20 protein-coding genes are annotated in these 22,417 nt (G+C 62.8%); 10 read left to right on the top strand and 10 right to left on the bottom strand.

Annotated features, from left to right (window positions below):
• Positions 1-66 precede the first annotated feature (66 nt).
• The 5 genes from DEVEQU_RS02860 (at position 67) to DEVEQU_RS02840 (ending at position 5,294) form a co-directional block, all read left to right on the top strand.
• The gene (locus DEVEQU_RS02860; RefSeq protein WP_223214080.1) at positions 67-804 is read left to right on the top strand and encodes an N-formylglutamate amidohydrolase; all 738 of its coding nucleotides are present in this window, start codon (positions 67-69) and stop codon (positions 802-804) included.
• A 39-nt stretch (positions 805-843) separates the two neighbouring features.
• Positions 844-1,356 (top strand): TRAP transporter small permease subunit, encoded by a 513-nt coding sequence (locus DEVEQU_RS02855; RefSeq protein ID WP_126149066.1) that lies wholly within the window; start codon positions 844-846, stop codon positions 1,354-1,356.
• Positions 1,353-2,678, top strand: coding sequence for a TRAP transporter large permease (locus DEVEQU_RS02850; RefSeq protein WP_126149065.1), 1,326 nt, complete (start codon positions 1,353-1,355; stop codon positions 2,676-2,678). Before DEVEQU_RS02855 ends, DEVEQU_RS02850 begins: the two co-directional genes overlap by 4 nt.
• A gap of 110 nt (positions 2,679-2,788) precedes the next feature.
• Positions 2,789-3,850: a TRAP transporter substrate-binding protein gene (locus tag DEVEQU_RS02845; RefSeq protein WP_126149064.1), complete on the top strand. Its 1,062-nt coding sequence runs from the start codon at positions 2,789-2,791 to the stop codon at positions 3,848-3,850.
• 82 nt (positions 3,851-3,932) lie between these two features.
• Positions 3,933-5,294, top strand: coding sequence for a glutamine synthetase family protein (locus DEVEQU_RS02840; RefSeq protein ID WP_126149063.1), 1,362 nt, complete (start codon positions 3,933-3,935; stop codon positions 5,292-5,294).
• Here DEVEQU_RS02840 and DEVEQU_RS02835 read toward each other — a convergent pair.
• From DEVEQU_RS02835 to DEVEQU_RS02825, 3 genes are read right to left on the bottom strand one after another with little or no spacing between them, the layout of a single operon-like run.
• On the bottom strand, positions 5,291-6,352 hold the full coding sequence (locus DEVEQU_RS02835) for a D-TA family PLP-dependent enzyme (RefSeq protein ID WP_126149062.1): 1,062 nt from the start codon (positions 6,350-6,352) through the stop codon (positions 5,291-5,293). The genes DEVEQU_RS02840 and DEVEQU_RS02835 overlap by 4 nt on opposite strands.
• Positions 6,349-7,128 (bottom strand): SDR family oxidoreductase, encoded by a 780-nt coding sequence (locus tag DEVEQU_RS02830; protein ID WP_126149061.1) that lies wholly within the window; start codon positions 7,126-7,128, stop codon positions 6,349-6,351. The genes DEVEQU_RS02835 and DEVEQU_RS02830 overlap by 4 nt, the downstream gene beginning before the upstream one ends.
• 27 nt (positions 7,129-7,155) lie before the next feature.
• Positions 7,156-7,539, bottom strand: coding sequence for a RidA family protein (locus DEVEQU_RS02825; protein WP_126149060.1), 384 nt, complete (start codon positions 7,537-7,539; stop codon positions 7,156-7,158).
• A 191-nt stretch (positions 7,540-7,730) separates the two neighbouring features.
• Here DEVEQU_RS02825 and DEVEQU_RS02820 point away from each other — a divergent pair, with 191 nt between their 5' ends.
• Positions 7,731-9,188 carry a M81 family metallopeptidase gene (locus DEVEQU_RS02820; protein ID WP_126149059.1) on the top strand — a complete coding sequence of 486 codons (1,458 nt, stop codon included), beginning with the start codon at positions 7,731-7,733 and terminating at the stop codon, positions 9,186-9,188.
• A 139-nt stretch (positions 9,189-9,327) separates the two neighbouring features.
• On the opposite strand, the gene DEVEQU_RS02815 is transcribed toward DEVEQU_RS02820, so the two are convergent.
• The 7 genes from DEVEQU_RS02815 to DEVEQU_RS02785 form a co-directional block, all read right to left on the bottom strand.
• Positions 9,328-11,337 (bottom strand): beta-N-acetylhexosaminidase, encoded by a 2,010-nt coding sequence (locus DEVEQU_RS02815; RefSeq protein ID WP_126149058.1) that lies wholly within the window; start codon positions 11,335-11,337, stop codon positions 9,328-9,330.
• A gap of 165 nt (positions 11,338-11,502) precedes the next feature.
• Positions 11,503-12,369, bottom strand: a complete 867-nt coding sequence (locus tag DEVEQU_RS02810) for a MurR/RpiR family transcriptional regulator (RefSeq protein WP_126149057.1) — start codon at positions 12,367-12,369, stop codon at positions 11,503-11,505.
• A gap of 29 nt (positions 12,370-12,398) precedes the next feature.
• A complete protein-coding gene (locus tag DEVEQU_RS02805) occupies positions 12,399-13,475 on the bottom strand; it encodes an ABC transporter ATP-binding protein (RefSeq protein ID WP_126149056.1) in 1,077 nt (358 codons plus the stop codon).
• Between the two features lie 78 nt (positions 13,476-13,553).
• Complete coding sequence (locus tag DEVEQU_RS02800; protein WP_126149055.1) at positions 13,554-14,774, bottom strand: ABC transporter substrate-binding protein; 1,221 nt, start codon at positions 14,772-14,774, stop codon at positions 13,554-13,556.
• 129 nt (positions 14,775-14,903) lie between these two features.
• Positions 14,904-15,746, bottom strand: a complete 843-nt coding sequence (locus DEVEQU_RS02795; protein ID WP_126149198.1) for a carbohydrate ABC transporter permease — start codon at positions 15,744-15,746, stop codon at positions 14,904-14,906.
• 89 nt (positions 15,747-15,835) lie between these two features.
• A complete protein-coding gene (locus tag DEVEQU_RS02790) occupies positions 15,836-16,723 on the bottom strand; it encodes a carbohydrate ABC transporter permease (RefSeq protein WP_126149054.1) in 888 nt (295 codons plus the stop codon).
• Positions 16,724-16,736: 13 nt separating this feature from the next.
• Positions 16,737-17,891, bottom strand: coding sequence for a Gfo/Idh/MocA family protein (locus DEVEQU_RS02785; protein ID WP_126149053.1), 1,155 nt, complete (start codon positions 17,889-17,891; stop codon positions 16,737-16,739).
• Between the two features lie 369 nt (positions 17,892-18,260).
• Between DEVEQU_RS02785 and DEVEQU_RS02780 the strand changes: the two genes are divergently transcribed.
• From DEVEQU_RS02780 to DEVEQU_RS02765, 4 genes are all read left to right on the top strand, one after another.
• Entirely contained in the window at positions 18,261-18,755 is a 495-nt protein-coding gene (locus DEVEQU_RS02780; protein ID WP_126149052.1) for a hypothetical protein, read from the top strand.
• Between the two features lie 101 nt (positions 18,756-18,856).
• Positions 18,857-20,053: an MFS transporter gene (locus DEVEQU_RS02775; RefSeq protein WP_223214079.1), complete on the top strand. Its 1,197-nt coding sequence runs from the start codon at positions 18,857-18,859 to the stop codon at positions 20,051-20,053.
• A 15-nt stretch (positions 20,054-20,068) separates the two neighbouring features.
• Entirely contained in the window at positions 20,069-21,499 is a 1,431-nt protein-coding gene (locus DEVEQU_RS02770) for a M81 family metallopeptidase (protein WP_126149051.1), read from the top strand.
• Positions 21,500-21,593: 94 nt separating this feature from the next.
• A complete protein-coding gene (locus DEVEQU_RS02765) occupies positions 21,594-22,352 on the top strand; it encodes a DeoR/GlpR family DNA-binding transcription regulator (protein WP_126149196.1) in 759 nt (252 codons plus the stop codon).
• The last annotated feature ends 65 nt before the right edge of the window (positions 22,353-22,417 follow it).

Genomic DNA, 22,417 nt, shown 5'->3' with positions numbered 1-22,417 from the left:
CAACTACTGTTACAGAAGTTAACGCTTGGGGGCCATCGGCAAATGGACGCGGCAGGGGAGCCGGCAGTGATCGTCAGCAACAGGGAGGGCATCTCGCCCTTCGTGCTGGTCTGCGATCACGCCTCCAACCGCATCCCGCCCCAATATGGCGATCTCGGCCTCACCGATGCCGAACGGGCGAGCCACATCGCCTGGGACCCCGGTGCCCTGCCGCTCAGCCAAGCATTGCGCGATCTACTCGATGCGCCCCTGGTGGAATCGACGGTGTCGCGCCTGATCATCGACGCCAATCGCGATCACGACGCGCCCGACCTGATCTGGACGCTATCGGAAGCCACCCGCATCGCCGCCAATGAAAATCTCTCTGCATCCGAGCGGCAGTTTCGAATTGCGAACTACCACCAGCCCTATCACGCCGCCATCGACGCGGTGCTGACCGAACGCCAACAGGCTGGTCGCGAGACGATCCTGGTCTGCGTTCATTCCTTCACCCCGGTCTATCTCGGCAAGGCCCGCCCCTGGCCGATCGGGCTGATCCACGGCACCGATCAGCGCTTCACCCGCGCCCTGTTCGAGGCGCTCAAAGGCGAAGCGCCGGAGATGAATGTGGGCTGGAACGAGCCCTATGCGGCACTCAACGGGGTGACGCTCACCCTTGAAAAACACGGTGATATCAGGGGGCTCGACGCCACCATGATCGAGCTGCGCAATGACGAAATCCAGACCCCCGATGGGGTGGCGCAATGGGCCGAACGGCTCGGCCGCTGCCTCGCTCGGGCCCGGCAGGCCCTCAGGCAGGGATAGAGGCGCAATGACCATAAGCCCGCGACAAGGACGTAGCCCATGCCGAAAGTGATCCGGCTCTATGTGCACTTGGTCGATCGGGTGAACCGGGCCATCGGCCGCGTCGCCATGTATCTGCTGTTCGTCATGGGCGGCATCCAGCTCTATTCCACCTTTTCGCGCCTGCTGACCGGCATGCCGGTCAATTGGGCACTGGAGATGACTCAGTTCCTCCTGGCCACCTATTTCCTCATCGGCGCCGCCTATTCCATGCAGGAAAACGCCCATGTGCGCATGGACCTGCTCTATGGCCAGCTGCGGCCGCAGCGGCAGGCCATGGTGGATGTCATCACCATCCTGTTCGTCATCTTCTATCTCGTGGTGATGGTGCGCGGCGGCTGGTCGAGCACCGAATACGCCATCACCTATAACCAGAAGAACTATTCGTCCTGGTCGCCGCCCATGTGGCCGGTGAAGCTGTTGATGACCATCGGCATCTTCCTGATGCTGCTGCAGGCTATCTCCAATCTCTTCAAAGACATCGCTATCGCCCGCGGGAAGCCGATCGCATGAGCTCGGAACTGATCACGTTCTTCATGTTCGCCTCGATGCTGCTGCTGATGATGACGGGGCAGCGGGTGTTCGGGGTCATCGGCTTTGTCGGCTCTGCCGCGGCGCTCTGGCTCTGGGGCAATGGCGCAGCGGAAATGCCATTCAACGCCGCCATCCAGGTGATGAACTGGTTCCCGCTGATCACCGTGCCCTTCTTCGTCTTCATGGGCTATATGCTGTCGGAAACCGGCATCGCTTCCAATCTCTACCGCATGTTCCACGTCTGGTTCGGGCCGATGCGGGGCGGTCTCGCCATCGGCACGGTGGGGCTGATGGTGATGATTTCCTGCATGAACGGGCTTTCGGTCGCCGGCATGGCCATCGGTGCCACCGTCGCCCTGCCCGAGCTCTTGCGCCGCGGCTATGACAAGGTGATGGTGACAGGCGTCATCCAGGCCGGCTCGTCGCTCGGCATTCTTATTCCGCCCAGCGTGGTGCTGGTGCTCTATGCGATGATCGCGCGCCAGCCGGTGATGCAGCTCTGGCTGGCCGGCATTCTGCCCGGCCTGATGATGGCGGCGCTGTTCGCGCTTTACATCTATATTCGGTGCCGCATTCAGCCCGAGCTCGCCCCTGCTTTGCCCGAAGAAGAACGCCGGGCCCTGTCGACGTCGGAAAAGCTGGTGCTATTGCGCGAGGGCCTGCTGCCGGTCGGCATTTTCGGCGCCATGATGGGCCTGTTTCTCACCGGCATTACCAGCCTGGTCGAAAGCTCGGCGGTTGGCGCCTTGCTCGCGACGCTGGCGGCGCTGTTCACCCGTAGGCTCAACTGGAAAATCCTGGAATCGGCGACGCGCAACACGCTTCTGGTGTCGTGCATGTTCCTCTGGATCATCATGGCGGCGCTGTGCTTTTCCTCGGTCTATGACGGGCTGGGAGCGATCAAGGCGATCAGCAATCTCCTGCTCAACACCTGGGAGCTCGATCCCTGGGGCATCCTGATCGTCATGCTTTTGAGCTTCGTCGTGCTGGGCATTTTTCTCGACGATACCGCCATGCTGGTGATCGTCGCGCCGCTCTATATTCCGCTGGTCATCTCGCTGGGCTTCAACCCGATCTGGTTCGGCATCCTCTACACGATCACCTGCCAGATCGCCTATATCACCCCGCCCTTCGGCTATAACCTGTTCCTGATGCGCGCCATGGCGCCGCCCGAGATCAGCCTGATGGATATCTATCGCTCGATCTGGCCCTTCTTTCTTCTGATGGTGCTCTCGATGATCATCGTCATGATCTTCCCCGAAATCGCGCTCTGGTTGCCCCGCTTGGTGACGGGCCGCTGAGACAGACAGCAAAGGAGCTGACCACCTATTGCGAGTGGGTACACCGCCGGGAGGGACACGGTCGCTGAGGGGCGCCGTCCGGCACATTTCAATGAAAGGGAACGACTGAAATGAGCGATACCACCAAGATCAACAAACGCGAATTCTTCAAGCGGGCGGGCCTTGCCACCGCCGGCGCCGTCGGCGCCACTACCCTGGCCATGCCGCATGTGCGGGCCCAGGCGCCCATTCGCTGGCGCCTGCAGACCTATGCCGGACCGGCGCTGGCCGAGCATGTGGTGGCCAATGCCATCGAATGGTTCAACACCGCCGCCAATGGCGAGATGGAAATCGAACTCTATACCGCCGACCAGCTGGTGCCGCATGGCGAGCTGTTCCGCGCCGTCCAGCAGGGCACCATCGACGCCGCCCAGTCGGACGACGACTCAGCCGCTGCCCCGGTGGACGTAAAAGTATTCGGTGCCTATTTCCCGCTCGCCTCGCGCTACTCGCTCGACGTGCCGGCGCTCTGGCATTGGCGCGGCCTCAAGGAAATCTGGGAAGAAGCCTATGCCGAAATCCCCGGCGTCACCTGGCTGTCGACCGGCGCCTGGGACCCATGCAATTTCGGCACCACCAAGCCCATCAATTCGCTGGCGGATCTGCGCGGCTTGCGCGTCTATACCTTCCCCACCGCCGGGCAGTTCCTGTCGCGCTACGGCGTCATTCCGGTGTCGCTGCCCTATGAAGACGTGGAGCCGGCGCTGCAGACCGGTGAACTCGACGGTATTTGCTGGTGCGGCATTACCGAATTGCACACGGTGGGCTGGGCCAATGTGCTGAAATACTACCTGACCAATCCGCTCTCGGGCGCCTGGGCCGGGTCCTATTTCGTCAATTCCGACAAGTGGAATGCGCTGCCGCCGCATCTGCAGCAGCTCTACCGCATGATGATCGACAGCTCCCACTATTACCGCCAGCACTGGTACTGGGCCGGTGAAGCCAGCTACCGCATCAACGGCAATCTCGAATTGACCACCATCCCGGCAGCGGAGTGGAAGCAGGTCGAAACCGACGCCGTCGCCTTCTGGGACGAAATCGCCGCCCAGTCCGAGCGCAGCGCGCGCGTGGTCGAAATCATCAAGCAATATAATGCCGACATGGAAAAGGCCGGCGCGCCCTATCGCTACTGATCCTCCTCCCCGAGCCGCCCGGCCGCGTCCGCGCGACCGGGCACAGCAGGACCAAAAAACACAAGAAGAAGTGGACTGACCGATGGGCGCCTATTCGCTGGAAAAATTGCGGGAGGATGTTGAGGCCGGGCGGATCGACACCGTTCTGGTGGCGTTCCCCGACATGCAGGGGCGCCTGATCGGCAAACGGTTCCTGGCGCAATTCTTCCTCGAGGGCGCGCTGGAAGAAACCCATGGCTGCAACTACCTGCTCGCCGACGATATCGACATGGAGCCGGTGCCCGGTTACGAGGCCGCCAATTGGGGCAAGGGCTATGGCGATTTCGTCATGAAGCCAGACCTCTCCACGCTGATGCAATGCACCTGGCTCGAGGGCACGGCGCTGGTCATCGCCGATCTGCTCGACCATCACGACCACACCCCCATTCCGCATGCCCCGCGCAATGTGCTGAAAAAACAGCTGGCCCGGCTCGAGGCCATGGGGCTCAGCGCCAATATGGCGAGCGAGCTCGAATTCTATCTGTTCGACGACAGCTTCCGCACCGCCTTCGACAAAGGCTATCGCGACCTCAAGACCGCTGGCTACTATATCGAGGATTACCACATCTTCCAGACCACCAAGGAAGAGGATGTGATGCGCGACCTGCGCAACAAGCTGCACACCTCCGGCATTCCGATCGAGAATTCCAAGGGGGAATGGGGTCCGGGCCAGGAAGAGATCAATGTGCGCTATGCCGAGAGCCTGGTCATGGCCGACCGGCATGTGGTGCTGAAGAACGCCACCAAGGAAATCGCCTTCGCCCATGGCAAGGCGGTGACCTTCATGTCCAAATGGGCCTATGACCTGGCCGGTTCATCGAGCCATATCCATATGTCGCTGGCCAGGGACGGCAAGAACCAGTTCATCGACGAGAGCGACGAATTCGGCATGTCCGAGCTGATGAAACAGTTCATGGCGGGCCTGCTGACCTATGCCGGCGACATCACCTATTTCCTCGCGCCCTACATCAATTCCTACAAACGCTTCCAGGTCGGGACTTTCGCGCCGACCAAGGCGATCTGGAGCCGCGACAACCGCACGGCCGGCTTCCGCCTTTGCGGAGAAAACACCAAGGGCATCCGCGTCGAATGCCGTATCGGCGGCGCCGACCTCAATCCCTATCTCGCCTTTGCCGCGCTGCTTGCCGCCGGGATCAAGGGCATCGAGGACAAGCTGACGCTCGAACCGGCCTTTGCCGGCGATGCCTATTCGGGCGAAAAACTTCGCGAAGTGCACAAGACCCTGCGCGATGCCACCGCGGCGCTCAAATCCAGCACCATGCTGGCCGAAGCCTTTGGGCAGGACGTAGTCAACCACTACGCCCACACCGCCGACTGGGAACAATTCGAATATGACCGCCGCGTCACCGACTGGGAACTCAAACGCGGCTTCGAGCGGAGCTAATCCACCCGTCCCCGCGCCGCCACCGGCACGGTCTCGACCAGTTCCGTGCCGCGCACCAGATTGACGACATCGAAGAGATTGCTGACCGGGCAGCAATGGTTGGGGATGATGCGGATTGTGTCGCCGATATTGGGCTTGCTCGCCGAGGCCGAGAAATCGAGCGTGCCGTGTTCCTCGCTGAGGTCGACAATGCGCGCCTCGGGATAGCCGAGCACATAGCCGTGGCCGGTCAGCCCCAGCAGGTCGCTGGTCAGCGTCTTGGAGCCGGCATCGATGATGATGCGGTTTTCCGTGGGGCGGGAAACAACGGTCGCCAGCACGGTGAGGGCGCAATCATCATAGCTGGCGGCCCCGGCGGCGACCTGCGAGCGGTCCATATAGATATAGGTACCGGGCCGATATTCGGTCGCGACCCCGGCTTCGTCTGCGTGCCAGATATCGGGCGTGCCGCCGGTGGTGATCTCGGGCAGAACGATGCCCTCGCGGTCGAACAGCGCCTTGGCGTCGGCCAGCCATTGCGCGGATTCGCGATATTTTCCAGCAGCCGGATAGGTCATCAGCCCGGCCAGCTTCAGGCCCGGCGCGGCCAGCACCCGGCGTGCCAGGTCCAGCGCACCCTCGGGCGATTGCACGCCACAGCGCCCCATGCCGGTGTCGCATTCGATGAACACGCCGAGCGGATGGGATGGGTCGGTGAAAGCAGCGGCAAGCCCATCGACGGAAGCAGCACTATCGGCCACGACGCGGATGGTCACCCGCTGATGCAACGCCTTGAGGCGCGCCAGCTTTGCAGCGCCGATAATGTTGAAGGTGAGGAGAATATCGTCAATGCCGGCATCGGCCATCACCTCGGCCTCGCCCAGCTTCTGCACGGTGATCCCCACAGCGCCCAGCTCCAGCTGCCGCTTGGCGAAGCGCGGCAGCTTGTGGGTCTTGATATGGGGCCGCAGTTTCAGCCCGGCAGCGTCGGCAAAGGCCTGCGCCTTTTTGAGATTGGCCTCGACCCGGTCGAGATCGATGAGCACGCAGGGCGTTTCGAGATCGGCGATAGCGGTCATTTTCCCCTCAGGACGTCATCGACAAAGCGCAGATTGCCGGCGGTCAGGCCGGCATCGACCGGCAGTACCGTGCCGGTAATACCAGAGGCGGCGTCCGAGCACAGGAACAGAGCCGCATTGGCCACCTCGACAGGCGTCACCATGCGCCCCAGCGGATAATGCGGCAGCACGTTGTCGAGAAGGCTCGGATCGGCCGCCAGGCGATGATCCCAGGCCGGAGTGCGCACCGAACCGGGCGCCACCACATTGGCACGCACGCCCTCGCCGCCCCGCTCGACCGCGATCGCCTTGGCATAGGCGACGAGCCCGGCCTTTGCCGCCGCATAGGCGGGATTGCCGAAATGCTGCAGCGCATTGACCGAGGAAATGAACACCACGCTGCCCCGCCCGCGCGCCGCCATGGCGTTGACGATCGGGTCGGTCAGCGCATAGGCGCCGTTGAGATTGATGGCCATTTCCGATGCCCAGACCGCATCATCGACCTGGCCGAAATGCTCGGCGCGGGTGAAGCCGGCATTGGAGACCACCGCATCGACCACGCCATGGGCGGCGATATCGGCGGCAATGGCAGCGCGTGTCGCCGCGCTATCGGCCTGATCGAACAGGACCTGCCGGACCAGCGACAATCCCTCGAGCATGGACGCTTTCCGGTCGGCACCAACCACAGCCGCGCCGGCGGCCTGGAAGGCGGCGACCAGTGAGCGGCCGATGCCACCCCCGGCGCCAGTGATCAGCACGGTCTTGCCATCGAGGCGAAAAGGGGAGTTCTGGCTCATTGCGCGGTCTCGCTGCTTGTCTCGGCCTTACGGCCCCTTATAGGCCACAAGGTCGATCTCGACCTTGCAATCGACCATCATGCGGCTCTGTACGCAGGCGCGGGCCGGCGGATGTTCGCCAAAATAGCTCTTGTAGATGCCGTTAAAGCTCCAGAAATCGCGGGGATCGTCGAGCCAGACGCCGACACGCACCACATGTTCGAGCCCGTAATCAGCCTCTTCGAGAATGGCGAGCACGTTCTTAATCGTCAGATGCGTCTCATCAACGATGCTGCCCTTGACGATCTCGCCATCCTTCATCGCCACCTGGCCGGAAACATAGAGCCAGCCACCGGCTTCCACGGCGCGGGCGAAAGGCAGGTTCTGGCCACCGGCTCCCGACTTTTCGGCTCCGTAACGCTTGATCGGCATGGGCTCACTCCTGATATTTTGAAAGTCAGTTTCTTAAATCACCGCAAGAATAGCTTATTTCAGGGTGAATTGGGCGAAATCTGCGCGGCACAATGTAAATTTCTTACGTGAATGCGCCATGGAGTTTTGCTAGCGTGGTGTCGGCGCCCCGCTTGGCGTCCGCCCTTGCCTTGAGCTCCGGAAATCCTGCCGTGCGCATCTTCACTGCCGCCCTCGCCACCGAAACCAACACCTTTTCGCCCATTGCCATCGACAGGCAGGCATTTGAGGCCTCCCTCTATGCGCGCCCCGGCGAACACCCGGCGACCCCGACGCTGTGCACGGCGCCGATCACGGTGGGACGCACAGTGTGCGCGCGCGAAGGCTGGACGCTGATCGAGGGCAGCGCCAGTTGGGCCGATCCGGCGGGCCTTGTTGCCAAGGCGACCTATGAAGAGCTGCGCGATGAAATTCTCGGCCAGTTGCGCCAGGCGCTGCCCGTGGATGCGGTGGTGATGGGGCTGCATGGGGCCATGGTGGCGCAGGGTTATGACGATCCCGAGGGGGACCTGCTGACCCGGATACGCGATATTGTTGGACCAGACATCCTGGTCTGCGCCGAGCTCGACCCCCACAGCCATCTGACCGCCAAGCGCGCTGCGGCGGCCAATTTCTTCGTCTATTTCAAGGAATTCCCACATACCGATTTCGTTGATCGGGCATACGATCTCTGGGATATTGCGGTGCGCACGCTCAAGGGCGAGGTCAAGCCGGTCATGAGCATTTTCGATTGCCGCATGATCGACGTGTTTCCCACCTCCAAGCAGCCGATGCGCGGTTTCGTCGATCAGTTGATGGCGCTTGAGGCCAGCGAGCCCGACGTCTTGTCGCTGTCGGTAGTGCACGGCTTCATGGCTGGCGACGTGCCCGAAATGGGCACCAAGCTGGTCGCCGTCACCAATGACCGCGCCGCCAAGGGTGCTGCCCTGGCCGAGCGGCTGGGCCGTGAACTCTATGCCATGCGCGGCACCTTCATGGTCAGCCAGGTGGACGAAAGAACCGCCGTCGATGTCGCCCTAGCCGCGACCAAAGGCCCGGTCGTCATCGCCGATGTCTGGGACAATCCCGGCGGCGGCACGGCGGGCGACGCCACCGTCATTCTCGCCGAACTGATCGCGCGCGGTGCCACCGACGTGGCAGTCGGCACCATCTGGGACCCCATCGCGGTACAGATCTGTTTCGCCGCCGGCGTCGGCGCACAGATCCCGCTGCGCTTCGGTGCCAAGTCGGCACCTGACACCGGCAACCCAATCGACAAGATCGTCACCATCAAGGCGCTGAAAAAGAACGCCGAGATGAAATTCGGCGCCAGCTTCGCCCCGTTCGGCGATGCGGCCTGGATTTATTTCGACGGCATCGACGTCATCCTCAACTCCACCCGGGCGCAGAGTTTCGACCCCAGCCTGTTCTCGGCCCTGGGCATTGATCCGACCAGCCGCAAGGTGCTGCTGATCAAGTCGACCAACCATTTCTACGATTCGTTCTCCAAGATCGCCTCGGAAATCGTCTATTGCTCGGCGGGAAAGCCCTATCCCAACCGCCCGGCGGAAACCAATTACCGCAAGGCCCGCAAGGACATCTGGCCGATGGTGGAAAATCCCTGGTTTTGAGCCAGATCGAAGTCACCCCACCCGGCCTCCCCCTGAAAAAGGGGGAGGAGTAGAAGGGTATCGCTGAGGGCTTTGGTGCGCTGGATCGGCCCCTCCCCCTTTTTCAGGGGGAGGTTAGGTGGGGGTGCCTCAGTTGCCCTCAGATAGCCTGCTCGACGTTTCCATACATGATCGGCATGAGCCCAACGAGCGCCTTGAAGCGCTCCCAGCTCTTGCGCTCGGGCAGGGTCCAGCCGGCTTCGGCCACGGCCGAGAGACGCGGGAAGACCAGACGGTCGAAGATGGCGCGATCGGTCATGCTTTCGGACCAGATACAGGACTGGACGCCGATCAGGTGCTTCAGCCCCGCTTCCGAGAAACCCGCCCTCGCCTCGAACTCATAGGTTTCCTGCGGGCCCGACCAGCCGGCCCAGCCAGCGCCCGGCTCGGCCCAGGAGACCGAATTGGCCATGTCGAGATAATAGCGCTGGCCCGGCGACACCACGATGTCGAAGCCGCGTTCGGCCAGGGCGGCATTGATCTCCACATTGCGCCAGCCGATGACATAGGACTTGTCCTTATCAACGGCATCGCCATGCGCCGCCTCTTCCCAGCCGCCGGTAATGGCGCCCTTGGAGGTGATATAGGCATGCACGCGCTTGATGAACTCGGCCTGCAGGATCGCGGTGGGCGAGCCTTCGATTTCATCGGCGCCGTGGTGATTGCCGAGCTGGTTATACTGCGCCTCGTGCTTCTTACGCATCGCCGGACCGGCCATGGTCTCGATCATGTCGAGCGCCAGCGGCGACCCGGACCAGGCGGCCAGCGGCACTTCGTCGGCACCCAGGTGGAAAATGCCGGCGGGGAACAGTTCCAGCGTCTCGTCGATTACCGTCTCGACGAATTTGTAGACCGGCTCATGCGCGGGATTGAGGCTGTTATTGGGAAAGCCCTGCACCGACTGATATTCGCCAGTCTCATTGGGATCGCGCAGTTCCGGCAGCGCCTGCAGCGCCGCGTAGAAGTGGCCGGGCATGTCGATTTCGGGGATGACGGCAATGGCCAGGTCATCGGCCAGCGCCACGATGTCGCGCACCACGGCCTTGGAATAATAGCCGCCGGCCGGCTGCGGGCCCGAGCCGAGCAGCGGCGGCAGCGCCTTGCCGTGGCCGCGCCAGGCGGCGATTTCGGTGAGCGCAGGATAGGCGTCGATCTCGAGCCGCCAGGCCTCGTCCTCGGTGAGATGCCAGTGGAACTTGTTGAGCTTGTTCCAGGCCATGATGCGGATCAGGCGGCTGACTTCCGCTCCGGTATAGAACTGGCGCGCCACGTCGAGATGGGTGCCGCGAAAGGCAAAGCCGGGTTCATCATTGATGGTGCCGCCGGTCGGCCAGGTGAAGGTCGCCGGATAGTGCCGTGCGCCGCGCAGCATGTGGCCGAGGGTCACTAGGCCATAAAACAGCCCGGCATGGGTGGAGGCGGAGACCCCGGCGCTATTGTCGCTGAAGGCGATTTCGTAGGCCTCGCCGCCCAGCCCGGCCTTTTCGGTGACATAGACGGTCATGCCGCCCTCGGCGGCCGGGCGGACAATGGCTTCGACCGGGAACAATTCGGCGGTGAGGTCGGCAAAGGCGTCGGCGGCGCGGATCGCCAGATCGCCTTCCGGCTGGAGGTCGAAACCCACCGGGGCAATGCGATTACCGCTGGTGTCGACATGTTTGGGCCAGGGGATGATCGAATGGCTGACCGGCGCTTTGGCGGGAACCGGGAAGCGCGCCGCGCCCTTGAGCAGCGGAGCATTATGCCCCTTGCCCTTGGTCGGGGCCGTCGGAATGGCAACCAGGCTACCATCATCGAGCACAACATAAGCCGAATTGGCGCCGTCGCTCCAATGGCGCAGGCCATAGGAGAGGCCGCGCGCCGTCGCCGTCCAGGTCTGGCCGGGTTCGAGCACAAAGCCCTCGGGCGGCGCGATCAGCGTGTGGTTGGAGAGGCGCTTCAGCAGTCTGCCGTTTTCGAGCGTTGCATGCGGATCGATACGCGCCGGCCCCGAAAAGCCCAGCTGGAAATTGCTGACCGGCTTGTCGCCGGTATTGGTCAGCTCGATGCCATAACCGAGCGGTTCGCCGTCCGTTGCGGGCGTCCAGGTGGTGACGAGGGTAAAAGACATTACAGGGGTCCTAACAGTGCGAATTTTTGCCCCCACCTAACCTCCCCCTACAGGAGGGGGAGGAACCGATCGCGTGCATTGCAAAATCGGCGTCAGGCACAATGCCGTCCCTCCCCCTTCTTCAGGGGGAGGCTAGGTGGGGGTGATGGATGTTTATGACTGGCATCAATCCCCCAGCGGCTGGCCGTCTTCGCCGTCGCGATTGACGACAAGCTGGTGCTTGATGCGCCGCATGCTGGTGATGGCGCTGGCGCCAAGGCGGGTGGCGATGGTTTGCGAGAGAATGTCGAGGGTGGCGAGAAAGGCGTAGCGGCCCGGCGTGGGCCGAAGGATGTCCTGGTTTTCGCGCCAGTGGATAGGCAAAAGAATATCGGCCTGTTCGGCCAGCAGCGAGCCGGGACGGGTGACGACGATACGGGTAATGCCATATTCGCCCGCCACATCCAGCGCCTTGGCCATGGGCAGATTATTGCCCGAGAGCGAAAAGGCCATGACCACGCTGCCGACGGGGGCGGCGGCGGCGCGCATCATCTGCACCTGATGATCGGTGGAGGAAGAGACCTTGAGGCCGAGCCGGAACAGGCGCGCTTCGGCTTCGGTCGCCATCATCGACGACGACCCGCCCGAACCGAAGGTCAGCACGAAACTGGCATGGCCCAATGCATCGGCGGCGCGCTCGATGGCGTCGAGATCCAGCCGTTCGAAGGTCTCGTAAATGGTGGACTGGATGCCGTTGACCACGCCCTGGGCAATCTCGCGCACGCTGGAAGGGCCAGTGGTAGGCGCCAGATAACGCTGGCCGACAAAACGCGACTGGGCCAGGCGCACCTTGAAATCGGCGTAACTGTCGCAGCCAAGGCGCCGACAGAACCGCGTGACCGTGGGCGGCGACACATCGGCCTGCGAGGCGAGGTCGACGATCGACATTTTCAGCACGCTGTCCACGTCGGCCAGCACGATCTCCGTCAAGGCCCGCTCGGAGCGGGTGAACGCCTCTTTTTCAGATTGCAGCAGTCCAACCAGATCGAGCATTGCGTGTCCCCTCGCGCGCCAATGGCGCGTTAATACACGGCGAGACCCTTGGCGTCGAACAGGTGCACCCGGCTCTTGGCAAAGCTCATGCGCACCGGCTTGCCTTCCACCAAGTCGGGATTGCCCTCGAACAGCGCGGTAAAATGCTCGCCGCCCGGCAGCGTGGAATAGGTGATGGTGTGGATGCCCAGCTGTTCGACAATGTTGGGCGTGGTTTCGAGCGCGAAATCACCCTCACCGAGCGTCAGATGCTCGGGACGAATACCCAGCGTCACGTCCTGACCGGCAATGGCGGTGCTGCTGCGCGGCAATTCGATGGTGCCGAGCGAGCCCAGATCGACCACCGCCCGCGTCCCGTCGGCACTGCGCACCTTGCCGGAGATGAAATTCATCTTGGGCGAGCCGATAAAGCCGGCGACGAAGAGATTGTCGGGCTTGTGATAGAGGTCGAGGGGCGAGCCCACCTGGGCGATGGTGCCGGCATCGAGCACCACGATCTTGTCGGCCATGGTCATGGCTTCGACCTGGTCGTGGGTCACATAGATCATGGTCGAGCCGAGCCGCTTGTGCAGCTCCATCAGCTCGATGCGCATTTCCGAGCGCAGGGCGGCGTCGAGGTTCGACAAGGGTTCATCGAACAAAAAGATCTTGGGCTGGCGCACGATGGCGCGGCCAATGGCGACACGCTGGCGCTGGCCGCCGGACAATTGGCCGGGGCGGTGCTGCAAACGGCTTTCCAGCTGGAGCACCTTGGCGGCGGCGGAAACGCGCTTGTCGACCTCGGCCTGGGGCAGTTTTTCGACGCGCAGCGGGAAGGCGATGTTCTCGTAGACGCTCATATGCGGGTAGAGCGCATAGGACTGGAACACCATGGCAATGCCGCGCTGCACCGGGGGCAGGTCGTTGACAGCCTTGCCGCCGATTTCGATCTGGCCGGACGAGACATCCTCGAGCCCGGCGATCATGCGCAACAGGGTGGACTTGCCGCAGCCGGAGGGTCCGACAAAGACAACGAATTCGCCTTCGGACACTTCAAGGTCGATGCCTTTGATGATGCGCGCTTCGTTGAAAGACTTTTCGAGGCGCTTGAGGCTCAATTGCGACATGGTTCGCGTCTCCGGCGAGATGGGGTCGGGGTGGTTGCCGCCTCCCGAAGGAGACGGCAACCCGGTCAGGGGAGGACCTTACTTGTACTGCTCGAGTTCGGCGGCAGCCTTTTCGAGGGCAGCCTGAGGCTCGGCAGCGCCGGTCACGACCGACTGAACCATTTCGATCATGGTGTTCTGCAGACCGATATAGTCGTTGAACAGCGGCTCGGGGCCACCGAATTCGATACCGTCGAGGAAGGGCTTCCAATAGGGCTTCTCAGCCAGAAGTTCACCAGTCTGCGGCTCAAGCGGACGCAGCGGGGTGAGGCCCTGGGCCATTTCGGCATCCCACTGGCGCTGGCCGTCGGTGAGGAACTTGGCAAGGCTGATGGCCTGGTCTTCGACGCCGGTGCCCTTGAAGACAGCGAGCGCGTCGGTGATCAGCAGTGTGCCGGGACCCTTGGCATCGGGGCCGAGCGGCAGGTTGGCAACGCCCCAGTTCATGCCGGCTTCTTCGGCGCGGATGGCAGCACCCGGAGAGGCTTCGATCATGGCAACGCCGCCATCGAGCCAGATGGCGCGCACTTCGTTCTGTTCGTAGGCGGTCGGGCCTTCTTCGGAATAGGGCACGATGTCCTTGAGCGCGGTCAGAGCGGCCAGGACCTGCGGCGAATTCAGGGTGATGTTGCCATCGGCATCGATGACCAGACCGTCATTGGTGTAAACCCAATGCAGGAACTGGTGCATGGTGTTGTCGAAGGTCTTGGCGACGAGGCCATAGCCGGCGGCATCGGTCTTTTCGGTGATCTGCTTGGCAAAAGCGATCTTTTCTTCCCAGGTCTTGGGCGGGGTTTCCGGATCGAGGCCAGCGGCTTCGAACAGGTCCTTGTTCCAGAACAGGGCCTTGGTGGAGAAAGCCACCGGAACGCCCCACTGGGTGCCGTCGAAGGTGACGGTTTCGGGCACGTAGTTATAATAGGCGGCCTTTTCCTCGTCGGTCATCGGCACCGGAACGATCAGGTCGTTCTGAGCAAACTGCTTGAGGGTGCGCGAACCGACATAGGCCAGGGCAACCGGGGTGCCGGCGGCAGCGAGCGTGGTCACCTTATCCTGACACTGGCCCCAGCCGACGATCTCGGGAACCACCTTGAAGCCGGGATTGGCCGCTTCCCACTCGGCGAAGCTCTCGGCATAGCCTTCGGTCAGGCTGTCGCCGCAATTGATGAAGCTGATTTCCTTGTCCTGCGCGAACGCCGCCGGGGTCGCGATGGCGAGTGTCAGCATGGACACGGCAACCAGACCAATAGTCTTTTGCATGGTAGTCTCCCTTGATGCGGGCCCCCTCGGGCCCTTTCCGGTGCCGTTCCGCCTTGCGAACCGAACGGCTCCAAACCTTGTTTTCAGCGCCGTCGCCCTGGGCACGAGGCCTGGGGCGGCCGCGCTTGCCTACTGCTTCACGGCGCCTGCGGTCAGACCGGCGACGAGATAGCGCTGCAGGAACACGATCACGATCATGACCGGCAGGATTCCGACGAAAGACGCCGCCATCAGCTCGTTCCAGATCACCTCCTGCTTGCCGAAGAAGGCGAAGAGCCCGATCGGCAGCGGCATGAATTCGGTCTTGGAGTTGAAGGTCAGCGCGAAGATGAACTGCTGGGCATAGGCGCCGATGAAGGTCATGATGGCGACCACGACGATACCCGGCATGGCCAGCGGCAGGATGACCCGGCGCAGGGTATAGAGGCGGCTGGCGCCGTCGACCCAGGCGGCTTCGTCCAGCTCGCGGGGAATGCGCAGCATATAGGTGCGCAAGAGCCAGATGGACGATGGGATGAGGAAGGCGGCGCCCGGCACGATCATGGCCCAATAGGTGTTGAGCAGGCCCATCGACCGCATCAGGCGGAACAGCGGGATGAGCAGCACGGCGCCCGAAAACATGTTGACCGCCAGGAACCCGGCCAGCATCAGTCCCGACCCACTGAAGTTGAAGCGGGCAAAGGCATAGGCGGCCGGCACGACGATGACGACGACGATCAGCGTCACCACGCTCGAGATGAAGAACGAGTTGAAGATATGCAGGCCCAGCGCGGGAACCGACTGCCACATGGTGAAATAGGCGTCGAACGACCAGACCTTGGGGATGAAGTTGTAAGGGCGCGAGAACAGCTGCGACAGCGGCTTGAGCGACACCAGGAACCCCTCGATGAAGGGGGCCAGCACGAAGAACAGGAATACCGCGATGCCGGCATAGATGGCCGCGACTTCGTACCACTTGTAGCGATCGATCATCGGCTTGGCACTGGCGACGCGGATCTTTGCCTTGGGGGCGGTGGCCGTGGCTTCGGCGGCGGGAAGGCTGGCCTTGGAGGTTTCGACGCTCATTTGGCTTCTCCCTGCTGCAGCTTACGGACGGCGCGGAAATAGGTGATGCAGAAGATGGTGACGAAGATGGAGATCACCACGGCGCGGGCGGCGCCTTCGCCATATTTGCGCGAGCCCATGGCGGTCTTGTAGGTGTCGATGATCATCGTGGTGGTCGAGCCGGACGGACCGCCCTGGGTCAGGATCCAGATGATGTCGAAGGAATTGAAGGTGGCGATGAGCGAGAGCAGGCTCATGGTGACGATGGCCGGGATCATCAGCGGCACGGTGATGCGGCGGAAGCGGTAGAGACGCCCTGCCCCATCGGTCCAGGCAGCCTCGTAGAGATCCTTGGGGATCGACTGCATGGCGGCCAGGAAATAGATGGTGACCATGGGCACGCCGATCCACACATCGGTGACGATGGTGGCCCAGAAGGCCGTATTGCCATAGGCGAGGAAGGCGATCGGACCCTTGGTCAGCCCGACATTTTCGAGCAGGCCCGAGATCATGCCGAACTGGCCGTTATACATCCAGCCCCACATGAAGATGCCGATGGCCATGGGGACGATCCAGGGCGGCATGGTGAGGATGCGGAACAGCACCTGGCCGGGCACGGCGGCATTGAGCAGCACGGCGCCGCACATGCCGATGATCATCTTGAGGCTGACCGAGAAGAAGGTCCACACGAAGGTGCGGATGATCACCTCGGTGAAATTGCCGGCAGTGAAGATGCGCTGATAATTGGCCCAGCCGACGAAATCATAGTCGGCCCGCAGCGAGGCATTGGTGAAGGACAGGATGATCGTGTCCACCAGCGGGTAGGCCACGATGGTCAGGATATAGATCAGAGCCGGGGCGAGCAAAGCGAGAGCAAAAAGGGTGGCGCTTCTGGTGCTGGTCATCGGCTCGTCTCCCTTACTTGCCTCGGCCAAGGGCAGCGTCAAAGCGCTGCCAGATCGGGGCCATGTCGACCACGGACTTATTGTGCATGGCCTCGTCCATGGAGAGCGCCAACAGGCCCGCCTCCAGCGCGTCGGTTACCGAAACCGGCAGCGGCGCGCCTTCGGTCAGGTGCTTGAGGATATCGGCAGCCATCTGCTCATCGGCGCCGTAATGGTCGGACAGGGGACTGGCCTGGTAGCTCTTGTCCTCGATGCGCTCGGAGGTGCGGCTGTCGGTGACCTTGAAGTAGTTGCGGACGAAATCGCCTTCCGCCATGCCCTTGGCGCCGATGACGGCGAAGCGACGGAAGTCGTCGGGCACATTGATATTGGTGTGGAAGGTCAGCGCTGCGCCGTTCTCGTACTGCACGATAGCGGTTTGAAAATCGATGATGTCGCCGTCGCTGTCGAAGACCTTTTCCGAGCCCTGCCAGCCCGAGGGCTTACGGTGATAGACCTCGAGATCGTTGGCGCCGCCGCCCTGGGGGGCATTTTCCGGCGTGAAGGAACGACGACCGCCGAAGCTGGCGACGAAACGCGGCCGGCAGCCCATGACCCCATTATAGAGGTCGAGGTCGTGGCAGCATTTTTCCAGCATGAAACTACCGGCATATTTCTCGTAGCGACGCCAGTCGCGCATGAAGAAGGCGCCGTGATAGGGCGGAATGTGCTCGGAGGCCTCGATGGAGGCGACCGGCCCCAGCCGGCCCTCGGCCTGCGCCTTGCGCAGATCGACATAAAGGGGGGCGTAACGCAGCACCAGGCCGACCATGACCCGGTCGGATCCATACTGACCGATCAGCTCGGCCAGGGCCATGGTGTCTTCCACCGTGGTCACGACCGGCTTTTCGGCAAAAATCTTCATGCCGCGTTCGAGACCGATGCGGATGTGGTCGAGATGCAGGTGATTGGGCGAGCCGACCATGAGCAGGTCGAGCTTGCCTTCGTCGATCAGCGCTTCGAGCGTATCATATTGCTTGCCAGCTGACAGGCCAGCGTCATGGACGCGCTGCAATCCAGCCGGAGCGGGGTCGACATAGCCGACAATCTCGAAATCGTCGCGAGCCTGCGAAAAGACGCGCGCCAGATAACCCAAACGAAAGCCGAGGCCGATAATGCCCACACGCATAGCGACGATGTTCCCTGCCTTATTAGACCGCCAGCCTCTTGATGGGCCGGTGCCGTTATGTAAACGGTTTTCAAGACTAGTCAGCTTGATGACACAATGTCAACACAGATTCTGGCGCAACACAATACCAATTTAAGCCACCCGCGAAATCTGCCCAATCCTCCGGCATTGTGCCGAATTTTACGGCCATTTCCGCGCCAATTTGCTGCATTTCGCAGTGGACAAAAGCGCCCCTCTGTCGCAGCATGCCGCAATTGGTATCTTTGTGGCCTCATATGCCAAAGAGGGAATGGATATCACTTGTGAAAATTTGGTACAGAAAAGCGGCACGTGCCTCACTGTCCCCCATCAGCCGCGAGCGCTAGACATATGAGCCTTTCAACAAACCCCTTCCCCGGCGATGCCGACCGCAGCGCCATCTGGACCATGCTGGTTCCGCGCGACATCAAGGCCTTTGTGGAGGCCGACTGGTCGATGGTCGAAGACGATTTTGCCGCCGATGACTTCATGGGCATTCACGGCAATAGAAGCGACAATCCCGATGGCTGGAGCATCAGCTTTCCGACTCTTGCCAGCTATCGTGACGAATGGCTGCGCCAGGCGCATGAAAGCCAGAAGGTGGAGTTCGCCGAGGACCAGGAAGCCGGCATTCATCGCGCGACCAGCCTCACCGAGATCGAGATCACAGGCGAGCGCGCCCTTGCCCGCAAGAAATTCGATGGCGAGATCAAACTGGCCGATGGCGGCGTCGACCGGCTCAACTGGCAGACGCTCTATCTCTGCCGCAAGATCGACGGCGCCTGGAAGTTGACCGGCTTTATCGGCTACCTGCCCTATCCGATGGGCAAGCCGATCTCCCGCTAGGGCGAATGGCTCCGGTGGAGCCATTCAAGGGGGCAAGACCGGAGGAGTTGTGCTCGACCGGTGGCGCCGCCAATCCGCACACCGGTCACCGAGGTCACGTCATGTCCCTGCTCAGCTCCCAACGTCTTGTCATGCTCGTGTTCTTCCTGCAGCCCGTGGCGTTCGGCTCGTGGTTGCCGCGCATTCCCGAAGTGCAGTCGACCCTGGGGCTGGGGCCCGCGGCGCTTGCCGTGGCGCTGCTGGGCATGCCGGTGGGCACCCTGCTGACGCTGCCGATTGCCGGGCCCTTGGTAGGCCGCATCGGTGCCCGCACCGCCATCCTTATCGGTTTCGTCTTCTATTCCATCGCCGTCTGCCTGCCGGTGCTGGCGCCAGACCCCATAATGCTCTTCGTCGCTCTGATGCTGGCGGGCTCCTCGATTTCCTTTGTCGAACTGGGGATGAATGTCGAGGCCAACCTGGTCGAAAAGGCCAGCGGCAAGCTGATCATGAACACTTCGCATGGCTGCTGGTCGCTGGGGATCATGGCCGGCAGTCTCATCGGCTCGGCCATGGCGGGCCTCGGCGTCGCCCCCGGCATCGCCCTGCCGCTGGTGGCGTTCATCGTCCTGCCCATCGCGCTTGCCGTGGGCCTGTCGCTGCCCACCCTGCGCGACACGCCACACGAGGGTGCGGAACAACGCTCGGCCTGGTCGCTGCCCAGCCCGGCGCTTCTGGGCATCTGCCTTTTCGTTTTCGGCATTACCATGACCGAGGGCGCCATGGCCGACTGGTCGGCGATCTTCCTGCGCGACGCGCTCACCGCGGGCACGGGCCTTGTGGGGCTTGGCTATTCGGTTTTTGCCTTCATGGTCGCGGCAGGCCGTTTCGGCGGGGACTGGCTCAAGCGCCGCTTCGGCGCCGTGGGCACGGCCCGGCTCTGCGGCAGTCTTGCTATCCTGGGCGGGCTGGTGCTGTTCGCCGCGCCATCGGTCGAAATCGCCCTGGTCGGCTTCGGCATTATCGGGGTGGGCGTATCGGTCGGCTTTCCGCTCGCCGTTACTGCCGCTGCGGGGCTCGGTGATCGTCCGGCCTCCGCCAATGTGGCAGTCCTGTCCTTCGTGGCCCTCACCGGCTTTCTCATCGGCCCGCCGCTGATCGGTTTCGTCGCCGAGCACAGCGACATCCGGGTGGGCGTAGCCTGCGTCATCCCCATGCTGGTGCTGAGCCTGTTGCTCACCGGGCGCCTCAGGCAGCAGGCTCAGCCTGCGCATGAGGCCGCAGGCCCTGCCCACACGCCAAAATCCTTAAAGCCTTAGCCTTGGAGTCCTTTCATGCGTATCGCCGTTGCCGGTCTGCACACCGAATGCAGCACTTATAATCCCGTTCTCTCCGGCGATGCCGACTTCCGCGTGCTGCGTGGGCCCGCCATGCTGGCCGATGGCTATTTCAATTTCCTCACCCATTTCCCCGCCGAGTTCGTCACCGTGCTGCATGGCCGCGCGCTGCCCGGCGGCCCGGTGGCCCGCGCCACCTATGAAGCCCTCAAGGCCGAGGCGTTGGCGGGCATCGAGGCGGCGCTGCCGGTGGATGGGGTCTATCTCGCCATGCATGGCGCCATGTTCGTCGAGGGCCTGTTCGATGCCGAAGGCGATTTCATCTCGGCAGTGCGGGCGCTGGTCGGACCCGACATGCTAATCGCGGCCAGCTATGACCTGCATGGCAATGTCAGCCAGACCATCATCGACAATCTCGATATTTTCTCCACCTACCGCACCGCGCCCCATATCGACGTGCCGGACACCATGCGCCGTGCCGTCACCATGCTGGTGCGCGCGCTGCGCACTGGTATCAGGCCGAAACTGGTCTGGGCACCGGTGCCGGTGCTGCTGCCGGGCGAACGCACCTCCACCCAGGACGAGCCGGCCCGCAGCTTCTACACCCAGTTGCACGAAGTCGAAGAGCCGACCGGCATCTGGGATGCCTCGTTCCAGGTCGGTTATGTCTGGGCCGACGAGCCCCGTACCACCGCCTGCGCCGTGATCACCGGCACCGACATGGCCGCGATGGAACAGGCAGCGCTGCGCCTCGCCCAGAACTATTGGGATCTGCGCGAAACCTTCGTCTTCGGCATGGAGACCGGCTCGATCGCCGAATGCGTCGCCCGCGCCATCGCCAGCCCCAGCCATCCGGTGGTGTTGGCCGAGTCAGGTGATAATCCCACCGGCGGCGGCGTGGGTGACCGCGCCGAAGTGCTGGCCGAACTGATTGCGCATAATGCCCAGGGCGTCATCTTCGCCGGCATCACCGACGCTGATGCCACCGAGAAGGCCTATTCGGCTGGCGTCGGCGCCCGGGTCACGCTCCATATCGGGGCCAGCCTTGATCCGTCCAGCACCCCGGTCGATGTCGAGGCCGAAATTATCTTCCTGCTCGAAACCGATGAGCAGCGCCTGCGCGAAGCGGTGGTGCGCATCGGCGGCATCGACCTGGTGCTGACCGCAAGGCGCCGCCCCTTCCACAACCTCATCGACTTCACCCGCCTGGGTCTTGATCCGCGCGCGGCAAAAATCATCGCGGTCAAATCCGGCTATCTCTCGCCAGAACTCGGTCCCATCGCCAATCCCGGCATCATGGCGCTGTCGCCCGGCGTGGTCGATCAGTTCGTCGAGCGCACCATGCGCCGCCACACGCCGCGCCCGAGCTATCCCTTCGACAAGGGTTTTGCCTTCACCCCGGTGGCGAAGCGCTCGGCCCGGGCATAAGCGCGGCTCAACCGGGGAATAAGCCAATCTTTTCCTCCCACCTGCTTTCGTTTATGCACGGAACGAAAGCAGGTGACGCGTGACCACACCATCGATGCGACAGGCCCAGATCGTCGAACTCGCCCGCCAGATGGGCGAGGTGACGGTCGAGCATTTGGTCGAAACCTTTGCGGTGACGCCGCAAACCATCCGCAAGGATCTCAACACCCTGTGCGATCGCGGTGCGCTCAAGCGCACCCATGGCGGGGCAATGCACCCCTCGGGCGTCGAGAATGTCGAATATGAAGCGCGCCGCCAGATTGCCCCGGCGGAAAAACGCGCCATCGGCCGCGCCGCTGCGGCGCTGATCCCCGACAATGCCTCGCTGTTCATCAATATCGGCACCACCACCGAAGCGGTGGCGCAGGCGCTGAGCCAGCATCGCGGGCTCATGGTCATCACCAACAACATCAATGTCGCCAACCATCTGCGGCTGGCGCCCAACATGGAAGTCGTGATCGCCGGCGGGGTGGTGCGCGCCACCGATGGCGGCATTGTCGGCGAAGCGGCGGTGGATTTCATCCGCCAGTTCAAGGTCGATTTCGCCGTGATCGGCGTCTCGGCCATCGATCCCGACGGCTCATTGCTCGATTTCGATTATCGCGAGGTCAAGGTGGCGCAGGCGATCATCGCCAATGCGCGCCATGTCATCGTGGTGTCGGACAGCACCAAATTCACCCGCACCGCGCCGGTGCGCATCGGCCATCTCAGCCAGGCCCATAGCTTCATCACCGATGCCTGTCCGCTCAAGTCTATCCGCGACCTCTGCGCCGAAGCCGGGACGCAACTCGTCGAGACCGGCAGCGGCGCCTAGCCCGTTTCACGTTCTGGTTGACGCGGCTCCATCGCCCCCTCCCCCCTTGAGGGGGAGGGCCGGGG

This window comes from Devosia equisanguinis, from assembly GCF_900631955.1.
Lineage (GTDB): Bacteria > Pseudomonadota > Alphaproteobacteria > Rhizobiales > Devosiaceae > Devosia > Devosia equisanguinis.
This window is presented reverse-complemented; position numbering and strand designations above follow the sequence as displayed.